Below are 24400 nucleotides of genomic sequence, written 5' to 3'. Positions count from 1 at the left end.
CCAAGAGCCCCCGGCGAAGCTGAAGCCGCACCGAACGAGAACCGGACGGGCACCGCCGAAGGGAATTACCGATGACCACCACCGAACTCCGCGCCGACCACGCCGACACCCGCAGCATGGTGATCATCCACAAGGGGTTCCGCCGCGAGTCGCGGCTGCTCGGCGAACTGGTCGCCGCCGTCCGCCCCGGCGACGTCCGCCGGGCCCGCGCGATCGTCGCGTTCATGGACGACTACCGCGCCGGCCTCCACATGCACCACACCGGCGAGGACGAGCTGCTCTGGCCGCTCCTGCTGGCCCGCGTCGACCTCGACGCCGAGATCGTCCTGCGGATGGAGGAGCAGCACTCCCGCGTCGAGGCGTCGCTCGCGGCCGTCGCCGAGCGGTCCGCCGCGTGGCGGGCGTCCGCGTCCGCCGCGGACCGGGACGCGCTCGTCGCCGCCCTCGCGCACCACCGCACCGTCCTGATCGAGCACCTCGACGACGAGGAGACCAACCTGCTCCCGCTCGCCGAACGCCACCTCACCGCCGCCGAGTGGGACGCCCAGGGCGAGCACTTCGTCGCCACCGCGACCAAGATGCAGGCGCTCACCTTCCTCGGCGTGATCCTGGAGGACGCGACGCCGGAGGAGCGCGCGATGATGCTCGGCGGGCTGCCCGGCCCGGTCCGGCTGATCTGGAAGACGGTCGGGCAGCGCCGCTACGCGAACCTGATGCGCCGCGTCCGCACCGGCGACGCGCCGTCGCGGGTCGGCACCGCCATCGCGGTCGCCGCCGGGCTCGGCATCGGCTACGTCGGCCTCAGCTACCTGATCGCACCGGGCTCCACCGCACCGTCGTTCGGGCTGCCCGCCTGGCCGCACGGCGAGGCCGAGGCGTTCCTGCGGCTGAAGGGCGTCCGCGACCTGGCGAGCGGCCTCATCACCTTCGCGCTGCTCGCCCGCGGCGAGCACCGCGCGCTCGGCTGGACCTTCCTCGCGACGGCCGTCATCCCGGCGGGCGACGCCCTGACCATCCTCACCAACCACGGCTCGACCGCCGCCGCCCTGGGAATCCACGGGCTGACGGCGGCCGCGGTGGCGCTGGGCGGGGCGCTGCTCGTCCGGTCCACCCGCCGCCGGTGAGGTCAGACGGTGGTGGCCGGCTCGGCGGCCAGCTCGCCGAGCAGCCGCCAGGTCCGCCGCCGCGACTCGTCCCCGGCGATGTCGGTCTGGGACACGACGACCTCGGTGACCCCGGCGTCGAAGTAGCGGCGGATCTCGGCGGCGAGGGTCTCCTCGTCGCCGAGGACGACCAGGTCGGCCGCGCGCTCCCGCCCCTCCAGGGCGACGGTCCGCTGGTAGGACGGCACCCGGTCGTAGAACGCGAACGCCTCCTCGGCGGCGCGGCGGGCCGCGGCGACGTCCGCGACGACCGCGCCGGGCAGGAACGCGACGACGCGCGGCGCGGGGCGGCCCGCGGCCTCGGCGGCGGCCGTGATCGCGGGGACGATGTGCTCCCCGAGCGTGCGCGGCCCGGCGAGGAACGGCAGCGTCCCGTCGGCCAGTTCCCCGGCGACGCGCAGCGTGTGCGGGCCCATCGCCGCGACGAGCAGCGGCGGCGCCGGGTCGGCCCCCGCCAGCCGCGTCGGCCGGAGCGTCGAGGCGACCAGGGTCTCGCCCTTGAAGTCGGCCTCCCCGGTCTCCCGCAGCGAGCGCAGGACGGTCAGGAACTCGCGGAGCCGCAGCGCCGGGCGCTCGTACCTCACCCCGAACGCCGGCTCGACGAGCCCGGGAGCGCCGAGCGCGAGGCCGAGCTGGAACCGGCCGCCGGTCGCGGCCTGCGCCGTCTGGGCCTGCGCGTTCACCAGGATCGGGTGCCGCTCGAAGATCGGGACGGCGGACGTCCCCACGCGGACGGCCGGGACCTCGCGGCCGACCACCGCGGCCAGCCCGATCGCGTCGTAGTCGAAGCGCTGGCCCCACCAGACGGAGGCCAGCCCGGCGTCCGCCGCCTCGCGGGCGTGCTCGACGATGCCGTCCACCGCGTTGCCGGTGACGGGCGGATACAAAGCCACACCAATGCTCATGGCCGCGCCAACGCCGTGCGCGGCCCGGCTATTCCTACTTAATCGGTCTAGATTGCGTCGGTGCGGCGGGCCGGGCAGTCCTGCGGGCAGTGCTCGACGTGCCGCGCGAGCCGCCGCACGAACGACGTCAGCAGCCGGTCCACGAGGAACCGCGCGACCGGCGCGCTGCCCGGGACCTTCGGCTCGAACTCCGCCGCCCAGCGAATCCGCGTGTTGCCCGCGCGCGGCTCCAGGTACACGTCCGACCGGTAGCTCTTCAGCGGCAGCCCCGCCAGCGCCACGTACGCGTAGTGCGACGGCGGGTCGAAGTCCACCACCCGCTCGCGCGCCGGCCAGATCTTGCGCACCGCCCCGACGCCGTTCGGCGTCCCGTCGCCCGGCCGCTCCCGGCGCGCCTTCGTCGGGAACCGGCCCCAGGCGTTCCACGCCTCGGCGACGGCCAGATGCTTGAAGATCACTTCGGCGGGCGCGGTGGACACGGCGGAGGTCTCGAACGTCTGCGTCATCGGGTCTCCCAGGGGGTGCGGATCACGCCGACGCTAACCAGGCGCGCCGCCGCCCACAAGCGGGTCGGCGGTTCGCAGCCACGGATGCAGCGCGCGGGTCAGGCCGTCGGCACCACCTGGAACGCTTCGGCGAGCCGCCCGGGGGGAAACCCGGCCAGCCCGGCGTTGGCCCCCAGCCAACCGCTGATCATCTCCGGCAGGCCGTCGCCCAGGTGCGCCGTCTGGCTCGCGTGCGCGCGCAGCGCCTCGATCTTGCGGTCGAAGACGTCGGTCACGTCGACGTGGTGGTCGGCGTTCGGGCCGCCCGTCAGCCACACCTCCCGGACCGTCCACGCCTCCAGCCCCTCGTCGGCCAGCAGCTCGGGGAACGCGTACGGGTTGCGCGCGTCCGGGTAGACGGCGTCCAGCGCGGCCGACCCCACCGCGCGGTGGTCCGGGTGGCTCGGGGAGATCCGCGCGTAGTCGCGGTCGGGGCTCGGCGCGAGCACGCGGTCCGGGCGGACCTGCCGGATCACCCGCGCGATGTCGCGGCGCAGGTCGAGCGTCGCCTCGACCCGGCCGTCCGGGTAGCCGAGGTAGCGGACGTCGCGCACGCCGACGACCGCCGCCGCGGCCTCCTGCTCGGCGCGCCGCAGCGCCGCCATCCGCGCGCGCGTCACGCCGTCGTCGAAGCCGCCCGCGTCGCCGTCCGTCACCATCAGGTAGACGACCTCCAGGCCGCCGTCCGTCCAGGTCGCGACGGTGCCCGCCGAGCCGAAGTCGACGTCGTCGGGGTGCGCCATCACGACCAGCACCCGGCGGATCTCGGAGTCGTCCAGTACGTTCGCCACGTCCGACAGCGTAGAAGGCGGCGCCGACAAACCGGCGGAAGACGCCGCCGGGTTCCGCCGCCGGACCTAAACCGTCGGCCCCGGACCGTAGACTCGCCTGCGATGTCCACGACCGAAGTTCACCCCTTGCTGGACGGCCTCAACCCGCAGCAGCGCGCGGCCGTCGAGCACGCCGGCTCGCCCCTGCTCATCGTCGCGGGCGCGGGCTCGGGCAAGACGCGCGTGCTCACCCACCGCATCGCGTACCTGCTCGCCGAGCGCGACGTCCACCCCGGCCAGATCCTCGCGATCACCTTCACCAACAAGGCCGCGGCCGAGATGAAGGAGCGCGTCGACGCCCTCGTCGGCCCGCGCTCGCGCGCGATGTGGGTGATGACGTTCCACTCGGCGTGCGTGCGCATCCTGCGCCGCGAGGCCGCGCGGCTCGGCTTCCCGACGAGCTTCTCCATCTACGACCAGGCCGACGCGCAGCGGCTCATGGCGCTGGTCTGCCGCGAGCTCGACCTCGACCCGAAGCGGTATCCGCCGAAGTCGTTCAGCGCGCAGGTGTCCAACCTGAAGAACGAGCTGATCGACTACGAGACGTTCAAGGCCCGCGCGTCCACCCACATGGAGCAGACGCTCGCCGGGGCCTACGAGATGTACCAGGCGCGCCTCCAGCAGGCGGGCGCGATGGACTTCGACGACCTGATCATGATGACGGTCAACCTGCTCCAGGTGTTCCCCGAGGCGGCCGAGCACTACCGGCGGCGGTTCCGGCACGTCCTCGTCGACGAGTACCAGGACACCAACCACGCGCAGTACGAGCTGGTCCGCGAGCTGACCGCGCCCGTCGAGGGCATCGGCCCCGCCGAGCTGTGCGTCGTCGGCGACGCGGACCAGTCGATCTACGCGTTCCGGGGCGCGACGATCCGCAACATCCTGGAGTTCGAGCGCGACTACACCGACGCCGAGACGATCCTGCTGGAGCAGAACTACCGCTCCACGCAGACGATCCTGTCGGCGGCGAACGCCGTCATCGAGCGCAACGCCGACCGCAAGCCCAAGCGGCTGTGGTCCGACCAGGGCGCGGGCGCCAAGATCGTCGGCTATGTCGCCGACAACGAGCACGACGAGGCCGCGCACGTCGCGCAGCAGGTCGACCGGCTCACCGACGCGGGCGACGCGCGGCCCGGCGACGTCGCGGTGTTCTACCGCACCAACGCGCAGTCGCGCGTGTTCGAAGAGGTGTTCATCCGGGTCGGGCTGCCGTACAAGGTCGTCGGCGGGGTGCGGTTCTACGAGCGCAAGGAGGTCCGCGACCTGCTGGCCTACCTGCGCGTCCTCGCCAACCCCGAGGACACCGTCAGCCTGCGCCGCATCCTCAACGTCCCCAAGCGCGGCATCGGCGACCGCGCCGAGGCGTGCGTCGAGGCGCACGCCTCGCGCGAGCGGATCTCGTTCTGGCAGGCGCTGCGCGTCCCCGAGGACGTGCCGGGCATGGCGACGCGGTCGGTCAACGCCGTCCGCGAGTTCGTCGCGCTGGTCGACGGGCTGCGCGAGCTCGTCCCGGAGCGGACGCCGGGCGAGATCGTCGAGGCCGTGCTGACCAGGTCCGGCTACCTGGAGGAGTTGCAGAACTCCAAGGACCCGCAGGACGAGACCCGCATCGAGAACCTGCGCGAACTGGAGTCGGTGGCCCGCGAGTACGAGGAGCGGCTGGACGGGGAGTCCGCCGCCGGGCGCCTGGTCGACTTCCTGGAGCAGGTCGCGCTCGTCGCCGACGCCGACTCCATCCCCGGCGGGGCCAAGAACGCGCCCGTCCCGCCCGGCGAGCAGCCCGCCGAGACCGACCAGGGCGTCGTCACGCTGATGACGCTCCACACCGCGAAGGGGCTGGAGTTCCCCGTCGTGTTCCTCACCGGCATGGAGGACGGGGTCTTCCCGCACCTGCGCGCCATGAGCAATCCGAAGGAACTCGAAGAGGAACGCCGCCTCGCCTACGTCGGCATCACCCGGGCGCGGCAGCGCCTGTACGTGAGCCGGGCGACGATGCGCAGCTCGTGGGGCGCGCCGCAGGTCAACCCGCCGTCGCGGTTCCTCGGCGAGATCCCGGCGGGGCTGGTCGACTGGGAGCGGGAGGGGCCGACGCGGCAGTCCGCGCTCAGCGTCGCGGCGGCGCGGCCGGGCGTCCGGTCGTCGGGCAACCGCCCGGTCATCGCGCTGTCACCGGGGGACAAGGTCACCCACGACGCGTTCGGGCTCGGCACGGTCGTCGCGACGGACGGCGCGGGCGACAAGGCCGCCGCCAGCGTCGACTTCGGCGGCGAGTACGGCGTCAAGCACCTCATCCTGCGCTACGCGCCGCTCGAGAAGCTGTAGCGGGGCGGTTCAGGCGAGCAGCAGGGCGAGCGCCTGGTCGAGCTGGAACGCCGAGGACGCCAGGGCGGTCGTCGTCGCGCCCGTCCCGACGACGGTGACGAGGCCGGTCACCGGGTTCTGCGCGGGCGGTTCGGCGAGCAGCGCGGCGACGCGCTCCGGCACGCCGGACCCGGTGAACGCGGCGAGCGGCCTGGTCGCGGCGTGGTTCAGCGCGACGCGCGCGATCGTTCTCGCGGCGAGGCGGCGGTCGCCGACCGCCTCGGCCGCGTCCTCGTCGGCCCACCGCTCGACCGCGAACCGCAGCCGCCGGTCCAGCGGGCGCAGGCCCAGCAGCCCCGCGGCCATCGCGCCCGCCGCCAGGTAGCGGTGGTGGCCGTGCCGCAGGTGGGAGCGCTCGTGCTCGAAGACGATCCGCAGCTCGGCGGGGCGCAGCAGGGCGAGCAGGCCCTTCGACACCAGGACGCCGCCGTCGCGGCCGGGCACCGCGACGGCCAGCGGGACGTCGGTCGCCACGAGCCGCCGCGCCGTGCGGCGCGCCTCGCGGACTTCCCGCGCCCAGCGGGCCGCGAGGAAGACGGCGCGGACGATCCCCGCGACGGCGGGTGCGAACGCCAGGCTTCTCACCGCAACCGAGACGGGCTGATCCGCCGCCCACGGCCCGAGTTCGACTGCGGCGAAGACGGCCGTCCCGAGGACCGTGACGGCGGTCGCCGCCGCGACGATCGCCAGCAGCCGCGCCGACCAGCGCGGATGCAACGGCGTGACGACGCTGCCGAGCACGACCGCCAGGACCAGCATGACGGCGGCGGGCGCGAACGTGGACGGGCTCACTGCTCGGCGGAGTCGTCGCCGAGCACGGAGCGCAGCGCCGCCTCCTCCTCGCTGCTCAGCGAACGGACGAACTGCGCGAGGACGCCCGACGGATCGCTGGCGTAGCGCAGGTGGTCGTGCATCCGCGACGCGACGAGACGCGACTCGTCCACGACGATGCGGTACCGGAAGTGGCGGCCGTCGCGCTCCCGCGTGACGAGGCCCTTGTCGTGCAGGCGGAACAACACCGTGTTGACGGTCGTGTACGCGGGATCGCCGTCGAGCCGGTCGCGGATCTCACCGGGGGAGAGGGGGCCGTCCGAGCCGGCGAGGGCGGCGAGGATCTCGGCCTCCAGTTGGCCTAGCCGTCGCCGCACCACGAGCGAGCCTTCATCGCCGGAGTCTCCATCCGTCCGTCCCCGCTGGACCCGATCAAGGGTAGGGCACGCGGTATCCGACGAACGTCCTCCAACCCGCCATGACACGAAGAAACCGGGCTTACGTGGGCGGCCCGAACCCCCGGCGTGAGCGCTGCTGGTGCCGATTAGCCATCGCGTGGGTGGCCTGGAAGCGCGCGGGACGACGGTCCTGAGTGCCTTGCGAGGCCGCCGGGGCTCCTACGGCCGTACTGATCCGCGCTGGAGCGGGTCGGTCGGGTTTCGTGTGGGCGGGCGGAGTGTGGTGGGGGTGTTGGTCGGGCTTCGTGGAGTGTGGGTGCGGTGGGTGGTTGCTTTGGGGGCGTTAGGGTGAGTTTCTGCTGATCCCCCTGCCTTTTTCCGGAGTTGCGCGTGCCCGTCGAGCATCTGGTTCTGCTGCTCGTCGCGGCCGTTGCCGCCGGATGGGTGGACGCGGTCGTCGGGGGCGGCGGGCTCATTCAGCTCCCGGCCCTGCTGCTGCTCGGGCCCGGTGCTCCGGTCACCGCGCTCGCCACCAACAAGCTCGGTTCGATCGCCGGGACGTCGTCCGCCGCCGTCGCGTATCTGCGGCGTGCGCGGCCGGACGTGCGCGTGGCCGGGCCCGCCGCCGTGCTCGCGGTGGGGTGCGCGGCGGGTGGCGCGCTGTGCGCCGCCGCGCTTGAGGCGGACGTCCTGAAACCCGTCATCATGGTCGTCCTGCTCGCGGTCGCCGCGATCGTCGTGCTGCGGCCCGATCTCGGCCGGACCGTCCGCGACGTCGAGCGGACGCGCCGCCGCGTCCTGGCCGCCATCGCGGTCCCCGGCATCGTGATCGCTTTCTACGACGGGCTCGTCGGACCGGGCACGGGAACGTTCCTGGTCCTGGCCTTCACGACGCTGCTTGGGACCGACTTCGTCAACGCCAGCGCCAACGCCAAGATCATCAACACCGGGACGAACCTGGGCGCGCTGATCGTCTTCACCGCGCAGGGCCATGTGCTGTGGGCGCTCGGCCTCGGGATGGGCGCCTGCAACATCGTCGGCGCGCAGCTCGGCGCGCGCATGGCCATCAGCCGCGGCGCGGGCTTCGTCCGCGGCGTCCTGCTGTGCGTCGTGACGGCGCTCGTCCTCAAACTCGGCTGGGAGCAGTTCGGCTAGCGCGGGATCGGCAGGGGCCGGTCCAGCGAGGACAGGGTCAGAACCGCCAGGGACGCCGTCCAGCCGAGCGGGGCGACGGCGGCCTGGCCGCCGCCGGGGCCGACCTTCTCCGGTAGGGAACCGAGGGACGTGCGGTGGGCGGCGAGCCACTTCAGCCGGGACAGCGCGGAGTCGGTGCGGCCGGACGCGGCGTCGCTCAGCGCGAAGAGCGCCGTTTCGGGCGTCCAGGCGACCGTGCGGTTGCCCTGCCAGTTCTCGCCGGGCAGCACCCCGCCGTTCGGAAGCGCCTGCCGCCGGGCCGCCTCCGCGACGGCCGAGGAGACTCCGGGATCGGCGGGCGCGAACGGCGGTGAGACGAACGTCACCGAGGTGTCCATCAGGCCGCCCGCCACCGGGGACCTGGGGTAGCCGAGCGGCGCGAAGCGCTCGGCCACCGCGCTCTCGACGCGGCCGGCCGCCGCGCGCCAGCGCGCCGCCTCGGCCGCGCGCCCGGTCCCGTCCGCGAACGCGGCGGCCGACCGCAGGCCCGCGAGCACGGGTCCGGCGACGCCGAGCGTCGGGTCGTCCGGGGCCTGCTCGCTGCCGGGGGACCGTTCCCAGTAGTCCGACGACGGTGGCGGCAGCCCGTCCGAGCGGAGGGACGCGGCGAGGTGGTCCGCGCCGCGCCGGACCATCGTCCACAGGTCGGGGACGCGCGCGGCGGCGGCCGGGCGCTCCGCGCGGAACAGCCAGGCGGCCCACAGCATCCAGCCGACCGAGTCGAGCTGCGGGGCGCGTCCGTCGGTGACGGGCGTCCCGTCCGGCTCGTACCGCGCGGCCCACAGCCCGGTGCCGGACTGGACGCGCGCCATGAACCGCAGGATGCGCCCGGCCTCGTCGGTGTGCCCGGTGACGGTGAACGCGGCGGCGGCGAACGCCGAGTCGCGCGGCCACGAGTAGCGCCACGGGCCGTACCAGGACGCGAGCGAGGCGCCGTCCGGGCCGGTCAGCAGCCGCAGGTCCAGCAGCGCGCGGGACGCCATGCCGCGGAGCCGGACGATGTCGTCCGCCGGGACGCGCACGCCTGGAACGGTCCCAGACGAGAGCCAGCCCCGGTCCGACAGCACCGCCGCGGCCACCCGCGGATCGGACGCCTCCAGCGTCACCGCCGATTCCGCGCCGAACGGGACCAGCCGCATCCGGCCGTCCGCGAGCCGCACCACCGAGCTGCCCGGCACGTACGCCGCGTCCTCCGCGTCCCCGGCGGGCAGCGGCACGCCCGCGTACGGCCAGCCGCCCCCGCCGACCAGGCCCGGCCCGGCCCACGGCGGCAGGCCCGCGTCCGGCGACACCCGCGCCCCGCACGTCGCGACGAACGCCGCGACCAGCAGCAGCGCCCCGACCTGCCGGACGCGCCGCCACCCGGGGCGCCGCGCCGCGACGCGGGCCGTAGGACGGGCCACCGGTACGTCCCTCCTGCTGAACTGTCCACCACGGGTCGTAATCAAGTAGAACAAACCGCGGCGAACATCGCCTCATTCCGGGGTACCGGTATTACTCCCCCCAAGGGGTACACCTTGCGATCTACCTGCGCACTTGCTCTGGACGTCGCGGACCGGACCCGGCGGCACGACCATGACAACGAGAGGACTAGGCTGCATCGACGGAGCGGACCGCAGGGTGGCGGGCCGGACGGGCGTCCGTGAACCCCACTCGAAGCGGTCATTGGCTGTCGATCCGTAAAAGGACGCCTCGTGGACCTGTTTGAACATCAGGCGAAGGAACTCTTCGCCGAGTACGGGGTACCGGTGCCTACCGGCAAGGTCGCCCACACACCTCAGGAGGCCCGAGCCATCGCGGCGGAGCTGTTCGCCGCGGGTAGCTCGAAGGTCGTCGTCAAGGCCCAGGTGAAGACCGGGGGCCGCGGCAAGGCCGGCGGCGTGAAGCTCGCCGACAGCGCCGACGAGGCCGAAGCGCTCGCCGACCAGATCCTCGGCATGGACATCAAGGGCCACACGGTCCACAAGGTCCTGGTCGAAGAGGGCAGCGCCATCGCGCAGGAGTACTACTTCTCCTTCCTCCTCGACCGCGCGAACCGCACCTTCCTGTCGATCTGCTCGGTCGAGGGCGGCGTGGAGATCGAGGAGGTCCCGCACGACCGCCTCGCGCTCGTGCCCGTCTCCCCGCTGAACGGCATCGACCTGGCCGCCGCCCGGTCCATCGCCGAGCAGGGCCGGCTGCCCGAGGAGGCGCTGGACGGCGCCGCCGCGATCATCGAGCGGCTGTGGGCCGTGTTCACCGACGAGGACGCCACGCTCGTCGAGGTCAACCCGATGATCCTCACCGCCGACGGCCAGGTGAAGGCCCTCGACGGGAAGGTCTCCCTCGACGACAACGCCTCGTTCCGGCAGGAGCACGACAAGCTGGAGGACAAGGCGTCCGCCGACCCGCTGGAGGCCAAGGCCAAGGCCAAGGACCTCAACTACGTCAAGCTGGACGGCTCCGTCGGCATCATCGGCAACGGCGCGGGGCTCGTCATGTCCACGCTGGACGTCGTGTCCTACGCGGGCGAGCGCCACGGCGACCAGAAGCCGGCGAACTTCCTCGACATCGGCGGCGGCGCGTCCGCCGAGGTGATGGCCGACAGCCTGGAGATCGTCCTGTCGGACCCGGACGTGAAGTCGGTGTTCGTCAACGTCTTCGGCGGCATCACCGCCTGCGACGCGGTCGCCAACGGCATCGTCAGCGCCTACAAGCTGCTGGCCGAGCGCGGCGAGACCGTCGACCGGCCGCTGGCCGTCCGGCTCGACGGCAACAACGCCGAGCTGGGCCGCAAGATCCTCACCGACGCGGCGCTGCCCGGCGTCGAGCAGGTGGACACGATGGACGACGCGGCCGAGCGCGCCGCCGAACTCGCCGCGGCAGGTGCATGAACATGGCCATCTGGCTCACCGAGAACAGCAAGATCATCGTCCAGGGCATGACCGGCTCGGAGGGCATGAAGCACTCCCGCCGCATGCTGGCGTCCGGCGCGCAGGTCGTCGGCGGCGTGAACGCCCGCAAGGCCGGGCAGAGCGTCGACTTCGACGGCGCCTCGCTGCCGGTGTTCGGCACCGTCGCCGAGGCGATGGCCGAGACGGGCGCGGACGTGTCCGTCGTCTTCGTCCCGCCGAAGTTCACCAAGGACGCCGTCGTCGAGGCCATCGAGGCCGAGATCCCGCTGTGCGTCGTGATCACCGAGGGCATCCCGGTCCACGACACCGCCTACTTCTGGGCGTACGCGGTCGACAAGGGCAACAAGACGCGCATCATCGGGCCGAACTGCCCCGGCATCGCGTCCCCCGGCAAGTCGAACGCGGGCATCATCCCCGCCGACATCACGACGCCGGGCCGCATCGGCCTGGTCTCCAAGTCGGGCACGCTGACGTACCAGATGATGTACGAGCTGCGCGACATCGGCTTCTCCACCTGCGTCGGCATCGGCGGCGACCCGATCATCGGGACGACGCACATCGACGCGCTCCAGGCGTTCCAGGACGACCCGGAGACCGACGCGATCGTGATGATCGGCGAGATCGGCGGCGACGCCGAGGAGCGGGCCGCGGCCTACATCGCCGAGCACGTCACCAAGCCGGTCGTCGGCTACGTCGCCGGGTTCACCGCCCCCGAGGGCAAGACGATGGGCCACGCCGGCGCCATCGTGTCCGGCTCCGCCGGGACCGCCCAGGCCAAGAAGGAGGCCCTGGAGAAGGTCGGCGTCCGCGTCGGGAAGACCCCGAGCGAGACCGCCGTCCTCATGCGGGAGATCATGCAGAAGCTCTGATCGCGCTCCGATCGGGTTCACGAAGGACGCCCGTGCCGCTTGAAGGCGGCACGGGCGTCCTTCGTTCTTGCGCGGCTGCGGTGGGCGATGCTCCGCGCCCGCACGGGTGTGCGCATCAGGCCGGACACTGTGCGGCCGCGCGGGCCAGGCGGCGCGTGGCCGCACTGGGGCATGGCCGTCCAGGACGCGTCCGCACACCGGGCTTGATACTGCGCGGCAGAAGGGGACCGCGCGGTTCCGGGGCGCGACCGGCATTGGCCGTCCGGTACCGCAGGCGGAGAAAGGCCGCTGCGCGCCCGAACGGAGCTGAGAACCCGGCGGGGTACGGCTGCGGAGGACGTGGCCGTACACAGGCTCGGCGCTTGCGTGCCCGGATGGACATCAGAAGCAGGGACGTCGTGTGCCTGCGCGGAGCATGTCCGTGGAGGACACGCTGGGATCGGTCGCTGCGTGCCCGAGCGGACCGGGAACCCGGCCGGGCGGCGTGGGCCGCGGCGTGCGGACGTGCGGGATGACAAAGGCGACACGCCGGGCGGGGCGGGGACGGGTGGGGGCGGGCGGTGCCAGCATGGGCGGGTGAGTGACGCGACGCACGGACATCGACCGGCAGGGGACCGTCGTCGGCCGGCCGAGGAGCGCGCGGACGGCGCCGCGCCCGCCGCCGGTTCCGCCGGTCCGCCCGTACGGCGCGCGGGCGGGCCGCAGCGCCCGCTGTTCGTCACCGGGATCGTCGGCGCGGTGTGGTGCGTCGGCATCGGGCTCGCCGTCCTCATCACCGTCACCCTCATCGGGTGGATCGCCGCGCCGCGCTCGGCCATCGGCCACGGGCTGCCCGGCGTGTTCCGCACCGCCGTGACGTTCTGGCTCGTCGCGCACCACGCCGGGTTCTCGCTGGAGCACGGGCGGGTGGGGCTGCTGCCGATCGGCATCCTCGTGCTGCCGGGCGCGCTGCTGTACCGGTGCGGCGGCTGGATGATCAGGTCCGCGGGGACGCCGCGCCGTCCGCGCCGCGCGGTCGTCGACGTCGCGGTGGCGCTCGCCGTCCCGTACGCGGTGCTCGCCGGGCTGCTCGCGCTCGTCGCGACGACGAAGGCCGTGCGGCCGTCGCCGTGGCAGGCGCTGCTGGCGTGCCTTCTCGTCGCGTTCGCCGCGGGCGGGCTCGGCGCGGCGCGGGCGGTCGTCGCGGCGCGCGGGCCGCGTGTGCGGTCGGGGCTCGGCGCGCTCCTGCGGCTGCTGCCCGCGCGGCCCCGCGCGCTGGTGGTCGGCGTGTGCGGGGCGCTCGGCGTGCTGCTCGCGGCGGGCGCGCTGCTCGTCGGCGCGTCGCTGGCGCTGCACCTGCCCGACGCCGACCACGCGTACCGGGACCTCGCGCCCGGCATCGTCGGCGGCGTCCTGCTGCTCCTGGTCGAGCTGGTGTTCCTGCCGAACGCGATCATCTGGGGGTCGTCGTACGCGGTCGGCGCGGGCTTCGCCGTCGGGGCGGGCACGAGCGTGTCGCCGAGCGGCGTGTTCCTGGACCTCGTGCCCGCGTTCCCGCCGCTCGCGGCGCTGCCCGATCCGGGGCCGGCGCCGGTGGTGTCGTTCGTCGCGCTCGTCGCGCCCTTCGTCGCGGGCGCGGTCGGCGGCGTCCTGACGATGCGGTCGCTGCCGGGCTCGGCGGCGGAGACCGCGCCGCTGTGGGGTTTCGGGACCGGCGCGCTGACCGGCGGCGCGCTCGCGCTGCTCGCCGCCCTCTCGGGCGGGCCGATGGGCGGCGGCCGCCTGGTGACGGTCGGGCCGTCGCCGTGGCAGGCGGGGCTGCTCGCCGCGCTGGAAGTCGGGATCGCGGCGGCGGTCGCCGCGTGGTTCGTGGGCGGACGGCGGGCGCGCGGCACGGACGAGGCCGACGAAGAAGGCATGCCCGGCAGGTCCGCGCGTCGGCGGCGTGGGTCGGGGGCTGGCGGACGGCTCGATCTTGAGCACGGGGCTTTTCCCGGGGGCGATTCATCCGACTGGCCGGACACGTCGGCAGAGCCGGACGCCACAGGCAGGCGCGGCTGGCGTAAGGCCGCTTCCGGGCGCACGCGACGCACGGCCGAGCCCGAGGGCGGACGGCGGTCGGCGGCGTCCGAGGACGGCGGGCGTGGGGCCGGGTTCGAGGGCGGACGGCGTTCAGCGGCGTCCGAGGGCAAGCGGCGCGCGGCCGAAGATGCGCGGCGCGCGGCCGAGGATGCGCGGCGTGCGGCGGACTCCGAGGACGGCGAGCGTAGGGCCGGGTCTGGCAGCGGACGGCGTGCGGCGGCGTCCGAGGGCGAACGGCGTGCGGCCGGGTCCGAGGACGGGCGGCGTTCGGCGGACGCCGAGAACTCGGGTCGTTCGGCCGGTTCTGAGCGCGTTGGGCGCGCGGCCGATTCCGGGCGGGACGTCGTGCCGGACGACGCGCCGGAGCGCGGGCGGCGTCCCGTGCCGATGTCCGCGCCCGTTCCCGCGGACGCCGAACCGCCCGCGCGGCGCGCCAAGCCCGTCCCGGCGGCACCCGCGGCGCTGGAGTTCGAGGACGCTGAGCCGGTCCTGCCCGCCCGCCGCCGCCGATCCGCCGCCGACCACGACGAAGCACCCGACCCGGACGTCCCGCGCCCCCGCGACGACGGCCGCACCGAGAACCGGGGCGGCGCGATCTACGTCCTGCGCGACGAGGACGGAGCCGAACCCGACCGGCCCGAGTAAGCCGCGCACGCCAGCACTCGCGGCGAGCCGCCGAACAGGCCGTGCCGGCTGTGCTCGTCGGGGCGGCGAGGCCCGTCACCCGCGCGGCGGAAGCGCCCGCATGTCGAGCCCGCAAGCATCAGAGGCGAAACCGGTCACCCGCGCGTTGGGCCCGCAAGCGTCAGAGGCAAAGCCGGTCACCCGCGCGTTGGGCCCGCAAGCGTCAGAGGCAAAGCCGGTCACCCGCGCGGCGGAAGCACCCGCGCGGCGGGCCGGCCCGCGTGGCAGAAGCGCGATCAGCTTGAGCAGGCCGCGAGGTAGGAGCACCAAGAAGCCAGGCTGGCCCCCAGCGAATGCGCTCACAGCCAAAGCGACGGGCCCGACCAGCCACCACGCTCAGGAGCGCAGGGGGGCCGGGCCCGTACGGCATCGCGCTCAGGGCAGCAGCGAGAAACCCATCTTCTTCTCGAAGGCGCGGTTGAACGCCTCGGTGCAGGCGTCCTCGTCCGACACCGTGTTGGCCGAGGACTTGCACTCGGTGAAGTCGGCGATCTCGGTGCGCAGGTAGGCGCCGAGGCTCATCGACGCGACGGCCAGCACGATGGCGATGGCGCCGGTGACGATGCTGGCGCTCAGCCCGCTCCGGGGCGGGGTGCCCGGCGGTACGGGCTCGCGCCGGGCCTTGCGCTCGACGACGATCGCCGCGATCCCGAGGACGAGGGCGAACGGCGGGAACAGGAACGCGGCGACCAGCGAGCCGATCCCGAGCCACAGCGCGCGCCTGGCCACCGGCCCGCGCGGGCCCGCGCCGCCGGGGCGGGGCGCCCCGCCCCCGGGAGCCTGGACGCCGCCGTCCGGTCCGGCCTGCTGAGTCACCGTCATTCCTCCAGAAGTAGACATGGGCGTCCGCGCCCGGGAAGGGCCGGGAGCGCCGCCGCGGCCGCGCGGCGGGGCGGATAGGCTGCGTGCTGGCAGGCCGCGCGACGACGCGCGGGCGCCGCCGCATCCCACACCCTCGAACGTCCAGCAGGGAGTCATCGTGCCCGCCCGGCTCGTCGTCCTCGTCTCCGGAGCGGGGACCAACCTCCAGGCACTGCTCGACGCGTGCGCGGATACAGACTACGGGGCCGAGGTCGTGGCCGTGGGCGCGGACCGCGCCGGGATCGAGGGCACCGCCCGCGCCGCCCGCGCGGGGCTGCCCACCTTCACGCTCGCCGTCCCCGACTTCCCCGACCGGGCCGCGTGGGACGCCGCGCTCGCCGACGCCGTCGCCGAGCACCGCCCCGATCTGGTGGTGTCCGCGGGGTTCATGAAGATCCTCGGTCCGCGGTTCCTGGAACGCTTCGGCGGCCGGATCGTCAACACCCACCCCGCGCTGCTGCCGTCCTTCCCCGGCGCGCACGCCGTCCGCGACGCCCTGGCCTACGGGGTGAAGCTGACGGGCTGTACCGTTCACTTCGTCGACGAAGGCGTGGACACCGGACCCGTCATCGCCCAGGAGGCCGTGCCCGTGGGCTGGCATGACGACGAGGACTCCCTGCACGAGCGCATCAAGCAGGTGGAGCGCCGGCTCCTGGTCGACGTCGTCGGGCGGCTCGCCCGCGACGGCTGGACCGAGAAGGGCAGACGGGTCTCCATGAAGTGCCGGACCTGCAACACGTCCGCTGACGAATCCGCCGAAGAAGGGGAGCTGAGCCGGTGAGCCGGGTCGCGATCAAACGCGCGCTGATCAGCGTTTACGACAAGACGGGGCTGGAGGAGCTGGCCCGCGGCCTGCACGCCGCCGGGGTGGAGATCGTCTCCACGGGTTCGACGGCGGGCCGGATCGCCGCCGCCGGAGTGCCCGTCCTGAAGGTGGAGAAGCTCACCGGCTTCCCCGAGTGCCTCGACGGGCGGGTGAAGACGCTGCACCCGAAGGTCCACGCGGGCCTGCTGGCGGACCGCCGCAAGGACGACCACGTCCAGCAGCTCGACGACCTGCACGTCGAGCCGTTCGACCTGGCGGTCGTGAACCTGTACCCGTTCGCCGACACGGTCGACTCGGGCGCGGGGCCGGACGAGTGCGTCGAGCAGATCGACATCGGCGGCCCGACGATGGTCCGCGCCGCCGCGAAGAACCACGCGAGCGTCGCCGTTGTCGTGGACCCGGCCGCGTACGGGGACGTCCTCGCGGCCGTGGAACAGGGCGGGTTCACGCTGGAGCAGCGGCGCCGCCTGGCCGCGCTGGCGTTCAGCCACACCGCGTCGTACGACGTGGCGGTCGCGTCGTGGTTCGCGAACACGTATGCCAAGGACGAGCAGGCGGAGGAGTCCGGCTGGCCCGACTTCCTCGGCGCGACGTGGCAGCGGTCGGACGTCCTGCGGTACGGCGAGAACCCGCACCAGAAGGCCGCGCTGTTCACCGACACCGGCCGCGCGGGCGGCCTCGCGGGCGCGGAGCAGCTCCACGGCAAGGAGATGTCCTACAACAACTACGTGGACGCCGAGGCCGCGCGCCGCGCCGCCTACGACTTCGCCGAGCCCGCCGTCGCGATCATCAAGCACGCCAACCCGTGCGGCATCGCGGTCGGCGCGGACGTCGCCGAGGCGCACCGCAAGGCGCACGAGTGCGACCCGGTGTCGGCGTACGGCGGCGTGATCGCGGTGAACCGGCCGGTCACGGCCGCGTTCGCCGAGTCGGTGAAGGAGATCTTCACCGAGGTGATCGTCGCCCCCGACTTCGACGCGGACGCGCTGGAGATCCTGCGGGGCCGCTGGAAGAACCTGCGGCTGCTGCGCTGCCCGGACGGGCCGTCGAACGCGACCGAGTTCCGGCGGATCGACGGCGGCGTCCTCGTCCAGACCGTGGACCGCGTGGACGCGGGCGGCGACGACCCGGCGACCTGGGAGCTGAAGGTCGGGGCGCCCGCCGACGAGGCGACGCTGCGCGACCTGGCGTTCGCGTGGCGGGCCGTGCGCGCGGTGAAGTCCAACGCGATCCTGCTCGCGGCGGACGGCGCCACCGTCGGCGTCGGGATGGGCCAGGTCAACCGGGTGGACTCCGCCAAGCTCGCCGTGCAGCGGGCGGGCGCGGAGCGGGCCGCGGCGGCGGTCGGCGCGTCCGACGCGTTCTTCCCGTTCCCCGACGGGCTGGAGGCGCTCGCCGAGGCGGGCGTCCGCGCGATCGTCGAGCCGGGCGGGTCCATCCACGACCCCGAGGTGATCGAGGCGGCCGAGAAGGCGGGGATCACCCTGTACTTCACGGGCGTGCGGCACTTCTTCCACTGACGTGCGGTCGTGACGCCCGGCCCCCGCTCGGGGGCCGGGCGTCTTTACCGTTTACCCGCGGGTAACCTCGGTGTTCGCCACCTCGTCCGCGACTCCCGGAGGAACGCATGCACTGGCTGCTCGGCCATGCCCTCGCCATGAGCGTGGAGACGGCCGGTCTGCTGCGCGACGTTCGGTTCGACGTCGGGCTCGGCGCGGTGCTCGTCCTCGCGTGGCTCGCGACCGTCGCCGGGCCGTACGTGCGCGGCGAACGCGACTGACCGCCCGGCGAGGACCGCTCAGCGTGAGCCATTGAGCGCGGCCTGCTCGGTGCAGTTCGTTCAACGCCGTTCGTTCAGCGCGGGCTGCTAGGCACGGTCCGATCGGCGCTGATCGTTCGCCTGGGACCGTCCAGCGCAGGCCGCTCGGTGCGGTCCGTCTAGCGCAGGCCCCTCAGCGCGGTCCGTCCAGCGCGGGCCGTTCAGCGCGGTTCGTCCAGCGCGGGCTCCAACGCGGCTGCTCAGCGCGGGCTGCTCGGCACCGGCCGTTGAGCGCGGGTCGTCCGGCAGCGGCCGTCCAGTGAGGAACGCTCAGTGGAGCCGGGCGAGCAGGTTTTCGCGGGCCGTCGGCCACTCCTCGTCGAGCAGCGCGTAGACGGCGGTGTCGCGCACCGTCCCGTCCGGGCGGACGCGGTGCCGCCGGTGGACTCCCTCGAACGACGCGCCCAGCCGTTCGATCGCGGCGCGCGAGCGCGCGTTGCGGACGTCGGTGTGCCAGGAGACGCGCATCGCGCCGAGCCGCTCGAAGGCGCGTTCCAGCAGCAGGAACTTCGACTCGGTGTTGACGCCCGTCCGCTGCCAGCGCGCGCCGAGCCAGGTGTAGCCGATGGACAGGCCGCGGTGCTTGGCGCTGATCTCGTAGTAGGACGTCGTGCCCGCGACCTCGCCCGTCACCGCGTCGATCTGCGCCCACGCCAGCCGGTCGCGCGGGTCGGCGACGGCCGCCTCGATCACCGCGCGGGTCGCCGCGACGTCGGCGGGCGGCCGGATGCTGAGCCACGTCCAGATCGACGCCTCCTCGCCCGCCTCGAACAGCCCCTCGGCGTGGTCGGGCGTGAGCGGTTCCAGCCGGACGTACCGGCCGGTCAGGACGGGGCGGTCGAACCATGCGTCGGTCATGCCTCGAAGGTTAGGCAGCGCGCCGGATAGGTCAGTAGGGCCACTATGCGCGGATTTCTGGCGACCACGTCCGGCCGCTAGCATGGGAGAACACGTGACTGGCGCGGTCAAGGTGGGCTCGACCACCGGGGAGCGAAGCAGTCCGGACACCGCGCGCCTGGGTGACCGGGGACCACGCACGGGCGCGCGCCCGGCGAGATCACCACGGAGACGGCACATGACCGCACAGATCCTGGACGGCAAGGCGACGGCCGCGGCGATCCGCGCCGACCTGACCACCCGCGTCGCGGCGCTGCGCGAGCGCGGCGTCGGCGTGGGCCTCGGCACGATCCTGGTGGGCGACGACCCGGGCAGCCACGCCTACGTCACGATGAAGCACCGCGACTGCGCCGAGGTCGGCATCGAGAGCATCCGCCGCGACCTGCCCGCCGACGCCGCGCAGGAGGACGTCGAGCGCGCCGTCGACGAGCTGAACGCCGACCCGGCCTGCACCGGCTACATCGTGCAGCTCCCGCTGCCGAAGGGCCTGGACGAGCAGCGCGTGCTGGAGCGCATCGACCCGCTCAAGGACGCCGACGGCCTGCACCCGACGAACCTCGGCCGCCTCGTGCTGATGCAGCCGGGGCCGCTGCCCTGCACCCCGAAGGGCATCGTGGAGCTGCTGCGCCGCTTCGACGTGCCGATCGGCGGCGCGGAGGTCGCGGTCGTGGGGCGCGGCATCACGGTGGGCCGCTCGCTGGGGCTGCTGCTGACGCGCCGCAACGAGAACGCGACCGTCACGCTGTGCCACACCGGCACGCGCGACCTCGCCGCGCACACCCGCAAGGCGGACATCGTGGTCGCGGCGGCGGGCGTGCCCGGCCTGATCACGGCCGACATGGTGAAGCCGGGCGCGGCCGTGCTGGACGTCGGCGTCTCCCGCGTGGACGGCAAGCTCACCGGCGACGTCGCGGCCGACGTGTACGACGTCGCGGGCTGGGTCGCCCCGAACCCGGGCGGCGTCGGCCCGATGACCCGCGCGATGCTGCTGGCGAACGTCGTCGAGGCGGCCGAGGCCGCCGCCCGCTGACCCTGGACTGGGGCAGCACCCGGCAGGCGTGTCTGCGGGCGGACGTCGGACAGCCGAGCGTGCGGGCTGGCCGGTAACGCCCGGAGCTCGTCTGCGGGGGTGTCCGATCGCCGGGCGGGCGAGCCGGTCGTGTCGGCGGACCGCCGGTCGGCGGCAGCCGGCGGAGTTCTCTGAGCGCCGGTGCGCGGCCCGTCCCGGCCGCGGTCGGCGTCCGTCCGCCGTCCCGTCACCCGTAGTGGGGGACGGCGGGGTTCGGGCGACCGCCCGCACGCTGCCCTGCGCGGACGGCCGCCCAGGAGGGACCGCGCCCCCCTCGATCAGCGGGTCAGCTCGCCCTGCGGCCCACCCCCGCCGTGTGGCGCCCCGGGCCGAGGTGGCTCGGCCGGCCCGGCGCGGACCCGGGCGGCCCCGGACGGCGCACGCCGCCCGGCCCCTGCCCGTCCACCGGCCGGTTCTGCTGCGGGACGTGGACCGGCGGCAGCGGCCGGACGAGTCCCATCGCGATGACCTCGTTGGCCAGCCTGGTGCGCCGGTTCGCCCCCTCGGGAATGCGGAACTTCTGGTACAGCCGCAGCAGGTGCTGCTTGACCGCGGCTTCGGTGACGACGAGTTCCTCGGCGATGTGACGGGCGGTGGCCGGGGCCACGAACGCCTCGTCCGACAGCGCCGGCCGGCAGAGCGCCGTGAGGACGTCCACCTCGCGGCGCGTCAGCTCCGGCGCGACCGCGCGCCGCAGCTCGACGTCGGGATCGACGTCCTCCCGGGGGATTCCCCCCATCCGGCAGCGCGCCGTGCCGAAGCTGACGACGTCGCCGTCCTCCAGGACGCGTCGGGCGATCGGCCGGCCGTTGACACGGGTTCCGTTGCGGGAAAGCCCCATGTCGACGACGTACACGTACGGGCCGCGCCGAATGATCTCTGCGTGCAATCGGGAAACACTCGGGTCGTCGAGGCGGATGTCCACTCCGCGCCCTCGGCCGACCGTCGTGACATCGGGGCGCAACGGCACCACCATGCCGCTGTCCTCGATCCGCATGAACGGCCCCTCCACGGCAGTCCTCCCAGCTAGTTAGCGACCCCTGTCCAGCGAGTTACCCGAGGGAGTGGGGGCCACACCCTCCTACTGGTGAGTAGGCCCCGGGGCGTACGGCTTTTCGCGAGGTCGACGCCCGGCTCGTCCGCCTCGTCCCGGCTCGTCCGTACGACCCGTCCGGACATGCGCCGAATGCTGCTTGCGGCCCCGGCGTGCCCGAATGTCCGGTCCGGTCGTTCGTCGCGGGCCGGGTTTCCCACTAACGTGGGGAGGTGGACTAGACCGGACGATCGCGCGGAGACCGAGGAGCGCTGGCATGACGACCGAGGTACACCGGCGCAGGCGCCGCGCGCCGCGCGGCGGCGGGGCCGCGCCGCACTGGCTCGGCCAGCTCCCGTACGCGATCGTCCTGTGCGGCGTCGCGGGCGGCCTGGTGCTGTGCGCGCTCGACTACTACCGCAAGGGTTCGGGTCTCATGGCCGCCGCGGTGCTGTTCGGCGCACTCGCGCGGTTCGTTCTGCCGCCCAGCCAGGTGGGGATGCTGGAGACGCGCAAGAAGTGGCTCGACGTGGCGACGATGGCGGGCTTCGCCACCGCGATCGCCGTGGTCGCCTGGGTCGTCCCGCACCCCTAGCCCGAACAGCCGAAAAGCCAGACCGCCGGGGCCGAGGTCTAGACCTTTGACCGCCCCCGGATAGCCTTCAGCAGAGTCTTACAAGGACTGCTGGCCGGTGTAGGAAAGGGACAGCAACACATGCCCAAGATCAAGGTAGCGGGCCCGGTCGTCGAACTCGACGGCGACGAGATGACCCGGATCATCTGGAAATTCATCAAGGACCAGTTGATCCTGCCCTACCTGGACGTCGACCTGAAGTACTACGACCTCGGGATCGAATACCGTGACGCCACGGACGACCAGGTGACGGTGGACGCCGCCAACGCCATCAAGAAGTACGGCGTCGGCGTCAAGTGCGCGACGATCACCCCCGACGAGGCCCGGGTGGAGGAGTTCGGCCTCAAGAAGATGTGGCGTTCCCCCAACGGGACGATCCGTAACATCCTCGGCGGCGTGGTCTTCCGCGAGCCGATCATCGCCTCGAACATCCCGCGGCTGGTGCCGGGCTGGACGAAGCCGATCATCATCGGCCGCCACGCCCACGGCGACCAGTACCGCGCGACCGACTTCGTGGTCCCCGGCCCCGGCACGGTGACGATCAGCTACCAGCCCGACGACGAGGGCGAGCCGATCGAGCTGGAGGTCGCCAAGTTCCCCGGCGGCGGCGTCGCGATGGGGATGTACAACTTCGACGACTCGATCCGCGACTTCGCGCGGACGACGATGCGGTACGCGCTCGACCGCGAGATGCCGCTGTACCTCTCCACGAAGAACACGATCCTGAAGGCCTACGACGGCCGATTCAAGGACATCTTCCAGGAGATCTTCGAGTCCGAGTTCAAGGCGGACTTCGAGGCCAAGGGCCTGACCTACGAGCACCGGCTCATCGACGACATGGTCGCCGCGGCGCTCAAGTGGGAGGGCGGGTTCGTCTGGGCCGCCAAGAACTACGACGGCGACGTCCAGTCCGACACGCTCGCGCAGGGCTTCGGCTCCCTCGGCCTGATGACGTCGGTGCTGATGACGCCGGACGGGAAGACCGTCGAGGCGGAGGCCGCGCACGGCACCGTGACGCGGCACTACCGGCAGCACCAGCAGGGCAAGCCGACCTCCACGAACCCGATCGCGTCGATCTTCGCGTGGACGCGGGGTCTGGAGCACCGCGGCAAGCTCGACAACACCCCCGAGCTGGTGGGCTTCGCGCGGCAGCTCGAGCAGGTCTGCGTCGAGACCGTCGAGGGCGGCCAGATGACCAAGGACCTGGCCATGCTCGTCCCGGGCGACCAGCCGTGGCTCACCACCCAGGAGTTCCTGGAGGCGCTGGACACCAACCTCCAGAAGAAGGTCGGCTAGCGGGTTCCCCGCCTCCCCGCCCGGCGCACGCCAGCCGGGCGCGGGTCCGAGGCGACCAGGCCGTCCCGGTGATCCCGGGGCGGCCTTCGCCGTTCCCGGGCCGCGGACCTGCCGCGCGGCGCGTTCCGGCCGCGCGATAGCCTGGCCGGTGGAATATCTTGACGGCGAGAGATCCCCGTCGGAAGGTCACGACAACCGCACGGCCGCCCTGGCCGCCCGTAGGAGATGAAGAAGACATGACGCGCACCCCAGTCAACGTCACCGTCACCGGCGCAGCGGGCCAGATCGGCTACGCGCTGCTGTTCCGCATCGCGTCCGGCGCGCTGCTGGGCCCGGACGTACCGGTGAAGCTTCGCCTGCTGGAGATCCCGCAGGCCGTCAAGGCCGCCGAGGGCACCGCGATGGAGCTGGACGACTGCGCGTTCCCGCTGCTCGCCGGCGTCGACATCTTCGACGACGCCGCGCAGGCGTTCGCCGGGACGAACGTGGCGCTGCTCGTCGGCGCGCGGCCCCGCACCAAGGGCATGGAGCGCGGCGACCTGCTGGAGGCCAACGGCGGCATCTTCAAGCCGCAGGGCGAGGCGATCAACGCGGGCGCGGCCGACGACGTCAAGGTCCTCGTGGTCGGCAACCCGGCCAACACCAACGCGCTCATCGCGCAGCAGCACGCGCCGGACGTCCCGGCCGAGCGCTTCACCGCGATGACCCGCCTCGACCACAACCGCGCGCTCGCGCAGCTCGCGAAGAAGGCGGGCGTCACCGTCTCCGACATCAAGCGGCTGACGATCTGGGGCAACCACTCCGCCACCCAGTACCCGGACATCTTCCACGCGGAGATCGCGGGCAAGAACGCCGCCGAGACCGTGAACGACCGGGAGTGGCTGGAGAACGACTTCATCCCGACCGTCGCCAAGCGCGGCGCGGCGATCATCGAGGCGCGCGGCGCGTCCTCGGCGGCGTCGGCGGCGTCGGCGGCGATCGACCACGTCCACACCTGGGTGAACGGCACCGCGGACGGCGACTGGACGTCGATGGCGGTCGTGTCGGACGGCTCCTACGGCGTGCCGGAGGGCCTGATCTCCTCGTTCCCGGTCACCACGAAGGACGGGAAGTGGGAGATCGTCCAGGGCCTGGACGTCAACGAGTTCTCGCGCGGCCGCATCGACGCGTCGGTCGCGGAGCTGGCGGAGGAGCGCGACGCCGTCCGCAAGCTCGGCCTGATCTGACCTGGTGGCGCGGAGCCCCCGGCCGTCCGGCCGGGGGCTCTTGTGTTTCCTGGGCGTATGCCAT

At 73.5% G+C, this 24400-nt stretch carries 22 protein-coding genes and 1 riboswitch; of the genes, 13 read left to right on the top strand and 9 right to left on the bottom strand.

From position 1 onward, the window contains the following. Positions 1–71: 71 nt before the first annotated feature. Positions 72–1124, top strand: coding sequence for a DUF4267 domain-containing protein (locus tag G339_RS0117770; RefSeq protein ID WP_019632428.1), 1053 nt, complete (start codon positions 72–74; stop codon positions 1122–1124). A 2-nt stretch (positions 1125–1126) separates the two neighbouring features. Here G339_RS0117770 and G339_RS0117765 read toward each other — a convergent pair whose 3' ends face one another. The 3 genes from G339_RS0117765 to G339_RS0117755 form a co-directional block, all read right to left on the bottom strand. Further along, the gene (locus tag G339_RS0117765; RefSeq protein ID WP_026341557.1) at positions 1127–2068 is read right to left on the bottom strand and encodes a TIGR03564 family F420-dependent LLM class oxidoreductase; all 942 of its coding nucleotides are present in this window, start codon (positions 2066–2068) and stop codon (positions 1127–1129) included. Between the two features lie 47 nt (positions 2069–2115). Continuing rightward, positions 2116–2574 carry an SRPBCC family protein gene (locus G339_RS0117760; protein ID WP_019632426.1) on the bottom strand — a complete coding sequence of 153 codons (459 nt, stop codon included), beginning with the start codon at positions 2572–2574 and terminating at the stop codon, positions 2116–2118. 98 nt (positions 2575–2672) lie between these two features. After that, complete coding sequence (locus G339_RS0117755; RefSeq protein ID WP_051107886.1) at positions 2673–3356, bottom strand: PIG-L deacetylase family protein; 684 nt, start codon at positions 3354–3356, stop codon at positions 2673–2675. Positions 3357–3506: 150 nt separating this feature from the next. Here G339_RS0117755 and pcrA point away from each other — a divergent pair, with 150 nt between their 5' ends. Continuing rightward, positions 3507–5765: a DNA helicase PcrA gene (gene pcrA, locus G339_RS0117750; protein WP_157407836.1), complete on the top strand. Its 2259-nt coding sequence runs from the start codon at positions 3507–3509 to the stop codon at positions 5763–5765. A gap of 9 nt (positions 5766–5774) precedes the next feature. Here the strand turns inward: pcrA and G339_RS0117745 are convergent, their stop codons facing one another. Both G339_RS0117745 and G339_RS0117740 read right to left on the bottom strand, forming a co-directional pair. Continuing rightward, on the bottom strand, positions 5775–6596 hold the full coding sequence (locus tag G339_RS0117745) for a M56 family metallopeptidase (protein WP_019632423.1): 822 nt from the start codon (positions 6594–6596) through the stop codon (positions 5775–5777). Continuing rightward, on the bottom strand, positions 6593–6955 hold the full coding sequence (locus tag G339_RS0117740; protein ID WP_019632422.1) for a BlaI/MecI/CopY family transcriptional regulator: 363 nt from the start codon (positions 6953–6955) through the stop codon (positions 6593–6595). The genes G339_RS0117745 and G339_RS0117740 overlap by 4 nt, the downstream gene beginning before the upstream one ends. A gap of 408 nt (positions 6956–7363) precedes the next feature. On the opposite strand from G339_RS0117740, the gene G339_RS0117735 reads away from it, so the two are divergent. Then, positions 7364–8128, top strand: a complete 765-nt coding sequence (locus G339_RS0117735; RefSeq protein ID WP_157407834.1) for a sulfite exporter TauE/SafE family protein — start codon at positions 7364–7366, stop codon at positions 8126–8128. Here G339_RS0117735 and G339_RS0117730 read toward each other — a convergent pair. Next, the gene (locus tag G339_RS0117730; RefSeq protein ID WP_019632420.1) at positions 8125–9570 is read right to left on the bottom strand and encodes a glycoside hydrolase family 15 protein; all 1446 of its coding nucleotides are present in this window, start codon (positions 9568–9570) and stop codon (positions 8125–8127) included. The genes G339_RS0117735 and G339_RS0117730 overlap by 4 nt on opposite strands. A gap of 291 nt (positions 9571–9861) precedes the next feature. Here G339_RS0117730 and sucC point away from each other — a divergent pair, with 291 nt between their 5' ends. From sucC to G339_RS39880, 3 genes are all read left to right on the top strand, one after another. Next, positions 9862–11040 carry an ADP-forming succinate--CoA ligase subunit beta gene (gene sucC, locus G339_RS0117725; RefSeq protein ID WP_026341555.1) on the top strand — a complete coding sequence of 393 codons (1179 nt, stop codon included), beginning with the start codon at positions 9862–9864 and terminating at the stop codon, positions 11038–11040. A 2-nt stretch (positions 11041–11042) separates the two neighbouring features. Then, positions 11043–11930 (top strand): succinate--CoA ligase subunit alpha, encoded by an 888-nt coding sequence (gene sucD / locus G339_RS0117720; protein ID WP_026341554.1) that lies wholly within the window; start codon positions 11043–11045, stop codon positions 11928–11930. Positions 11931–12506: 576 nt separating this feature from the next. Further along, positions 12507–14636 (top strand): cell division protein PerM, encoded by a 2130-nt coding sequence (locus tag G339_RS39880; RefSeq protein ID WP_019632417.1) that lies wholly within the window; start codon positions 12507–12509, stop codon positions 14634–14636. A 414-nt stretch (positions 14637–15050) separates the two neighbouring features. Here the strand turns inward: G339_RS39880 and G339_RS0117710 are convergent, their stop codons facing one another. Further along, on the bottom strand, positions 15051–15491 hold the full coding sequence (locus G339_RS0117710; protein ID WP_157407832.1) for a hypothetical protein: 441 nt from the start codon (positions 15489–15491) through the stop codon (positions 15051–15053). A gap of 163 nt (positions 15492–15654) precedes the next feature. Between G339_RS0117710 and purN the strand changes: the two genes are divergently transcribed. The 3 genes from purN (at position 15655) to G339_RS38925 (ending at position 18142) form a co-directional block, all read left to right on the top strand. After that, complete coding sequence (purN, locus tag G339_RS0117705; protein WP_019632415.1) at positions 15655–16317, top strand: phosphoribosylglycinamide formyltransferase; 663 nt, start codon at positions 15655–15657, stop codon at positions 16315–16317. Beyond that, a complete protein-coding gene (gene purH / locus G339_RS0117700) occupies positions 16314–17882 on the top strand; it encodes a bifunctional phosphoribosylaminoimidazolecarboxamide formyltransferase/IMP cyclohydrolase (RefSeq protein WP_019632414.1) in 1569 nt (522 codons plus the stop codon). The genes purN and purH overlap by 4 nt, the downstream gene beginning before the upstream one ends. A 107-nt stretch (positions 17883–17989) precedes the next feature. Beyond that, the gene (locus G339_RS38925; protein WP_019632413.1) at positions 17990–18142 is read left to right on the top strand and encodes a hypothetical protein; all 153 of its coding nucleotides are present in this window, start codon (positions 17990–17992) and stop codon (positions 18140–18142) included. A gap of 309 nt (positions 18143–18451) precedes the next feature. Here G339_RS38925 and G339_RS0117690 read toward each other — a convergent pair whose 3' ends face one another. Further along, positions 18452–19039: a GNAT family N-acetyltransferase gene (locus G339_RS0117690; protein WP_019632412.1), complete on the bottom strand. Its 588-nt coding sequence runs from the start codon at positions 19037–19039 to the stop codon at positions 18452–18454. Positions 19040–19127: 88 nt separating this feature from the next. Continuing rightward, a riboswitch (ZMP/ZTP riboswitch) is annotated at positions 19128–19209 on the top strand. 47 nt (positions 19210–19256) lie between these two features. Between G339_RS0117690 and G339_RS0117685 the strand changes: the two genes are divergently transcribed. Then, on the top strand, positions 19257–20108 hold the full coding sequence (locus G339_RS0117685; protein ID WP_019632411.1) for a bifunctional methylenetetrahydrofolate dehydrogenase/methenyltetrahydrofolate cyclohydrolase: 852 nt from the start codon (positions 19257–19259) through the stop codon (positions 20106–20108). Between the two features lie 325 nt (positions 20109–20433). On the opposite strand, the gene G339_RS0117680 is transcribed toward G339_RS0117685, so the two are convergent. Beyond that, positions 20434–21159: an FHA domain-containing protein gene (locus tag G339_RS0117680; protein WP_019632410.1), complete on the bottom strand. Its 726-nt coding sequence runs from the start codon at positions 21157–21159 to the stop codon at positions 20434–20436. 298 nt (positions 21160–21457) lie between these two features. On the opposite strand from G339_RS0117680, the gene G339_RS0117675 reads away from it, so the two are divergent. The 3 genes from G339_RS0117675 to G339_RS0117665 all read left to right on the top strand — a co-directional run bounded on the left by G339_RS0117675 (position 21458) and on the right by G339_RS0117665 (position 24336). Next, the gene (locus G339_RS0117675) at positions 21458–21775 is read left to right on the top strand and encodes a DUF3017 domain-containing protein (protein ID WP_019632409.1); all 318 of its coding nucleotides are present in this window, start codon (positions 21458–21460) and stop codon (positions 21773–21775) included. Positions 21776–21895: 120 nt separating this feature from the next. Next, positions 21896–23110, top strand: a complete 1215-nt coding sequence (locus G339_RS0117670; RefSeq protein ID WP_019632408.1) for an NADP-dependent isocitrate dehydrogenase — start codon at positions 21896–21898, stop codon at positions 23108–23110. A 236-nt stretch (positions 23111–23346) separates the two neighbouring features. Next, a complete protein-coding gene (locus G339_RS0117665; protein ID WP_019632407.1) occupies positions 23347–24336 on the top strand; it encodes a malate dehydrogenase in 990 nt (329 codons plus the stop codon). The last annotated feature ends 64 nt before the right edge of the window (positions 24337–24400 follow it).

It is taken from the genome of Actinomadura atramentaria DSM 43919, from assembly GCF_000381885.1.
GTDB classification, from domain to species: Bacteria; Actinomycetota; Actinomycetes; order Streptosporangiales; family Streptosporangiaceae; genus Spirillospora; species Spirillospora atramentaria.
Note: the sequence above shows the minus strand (reverse complement) of the source record. Positions and strands in the feature narration are given on the sequence as shown.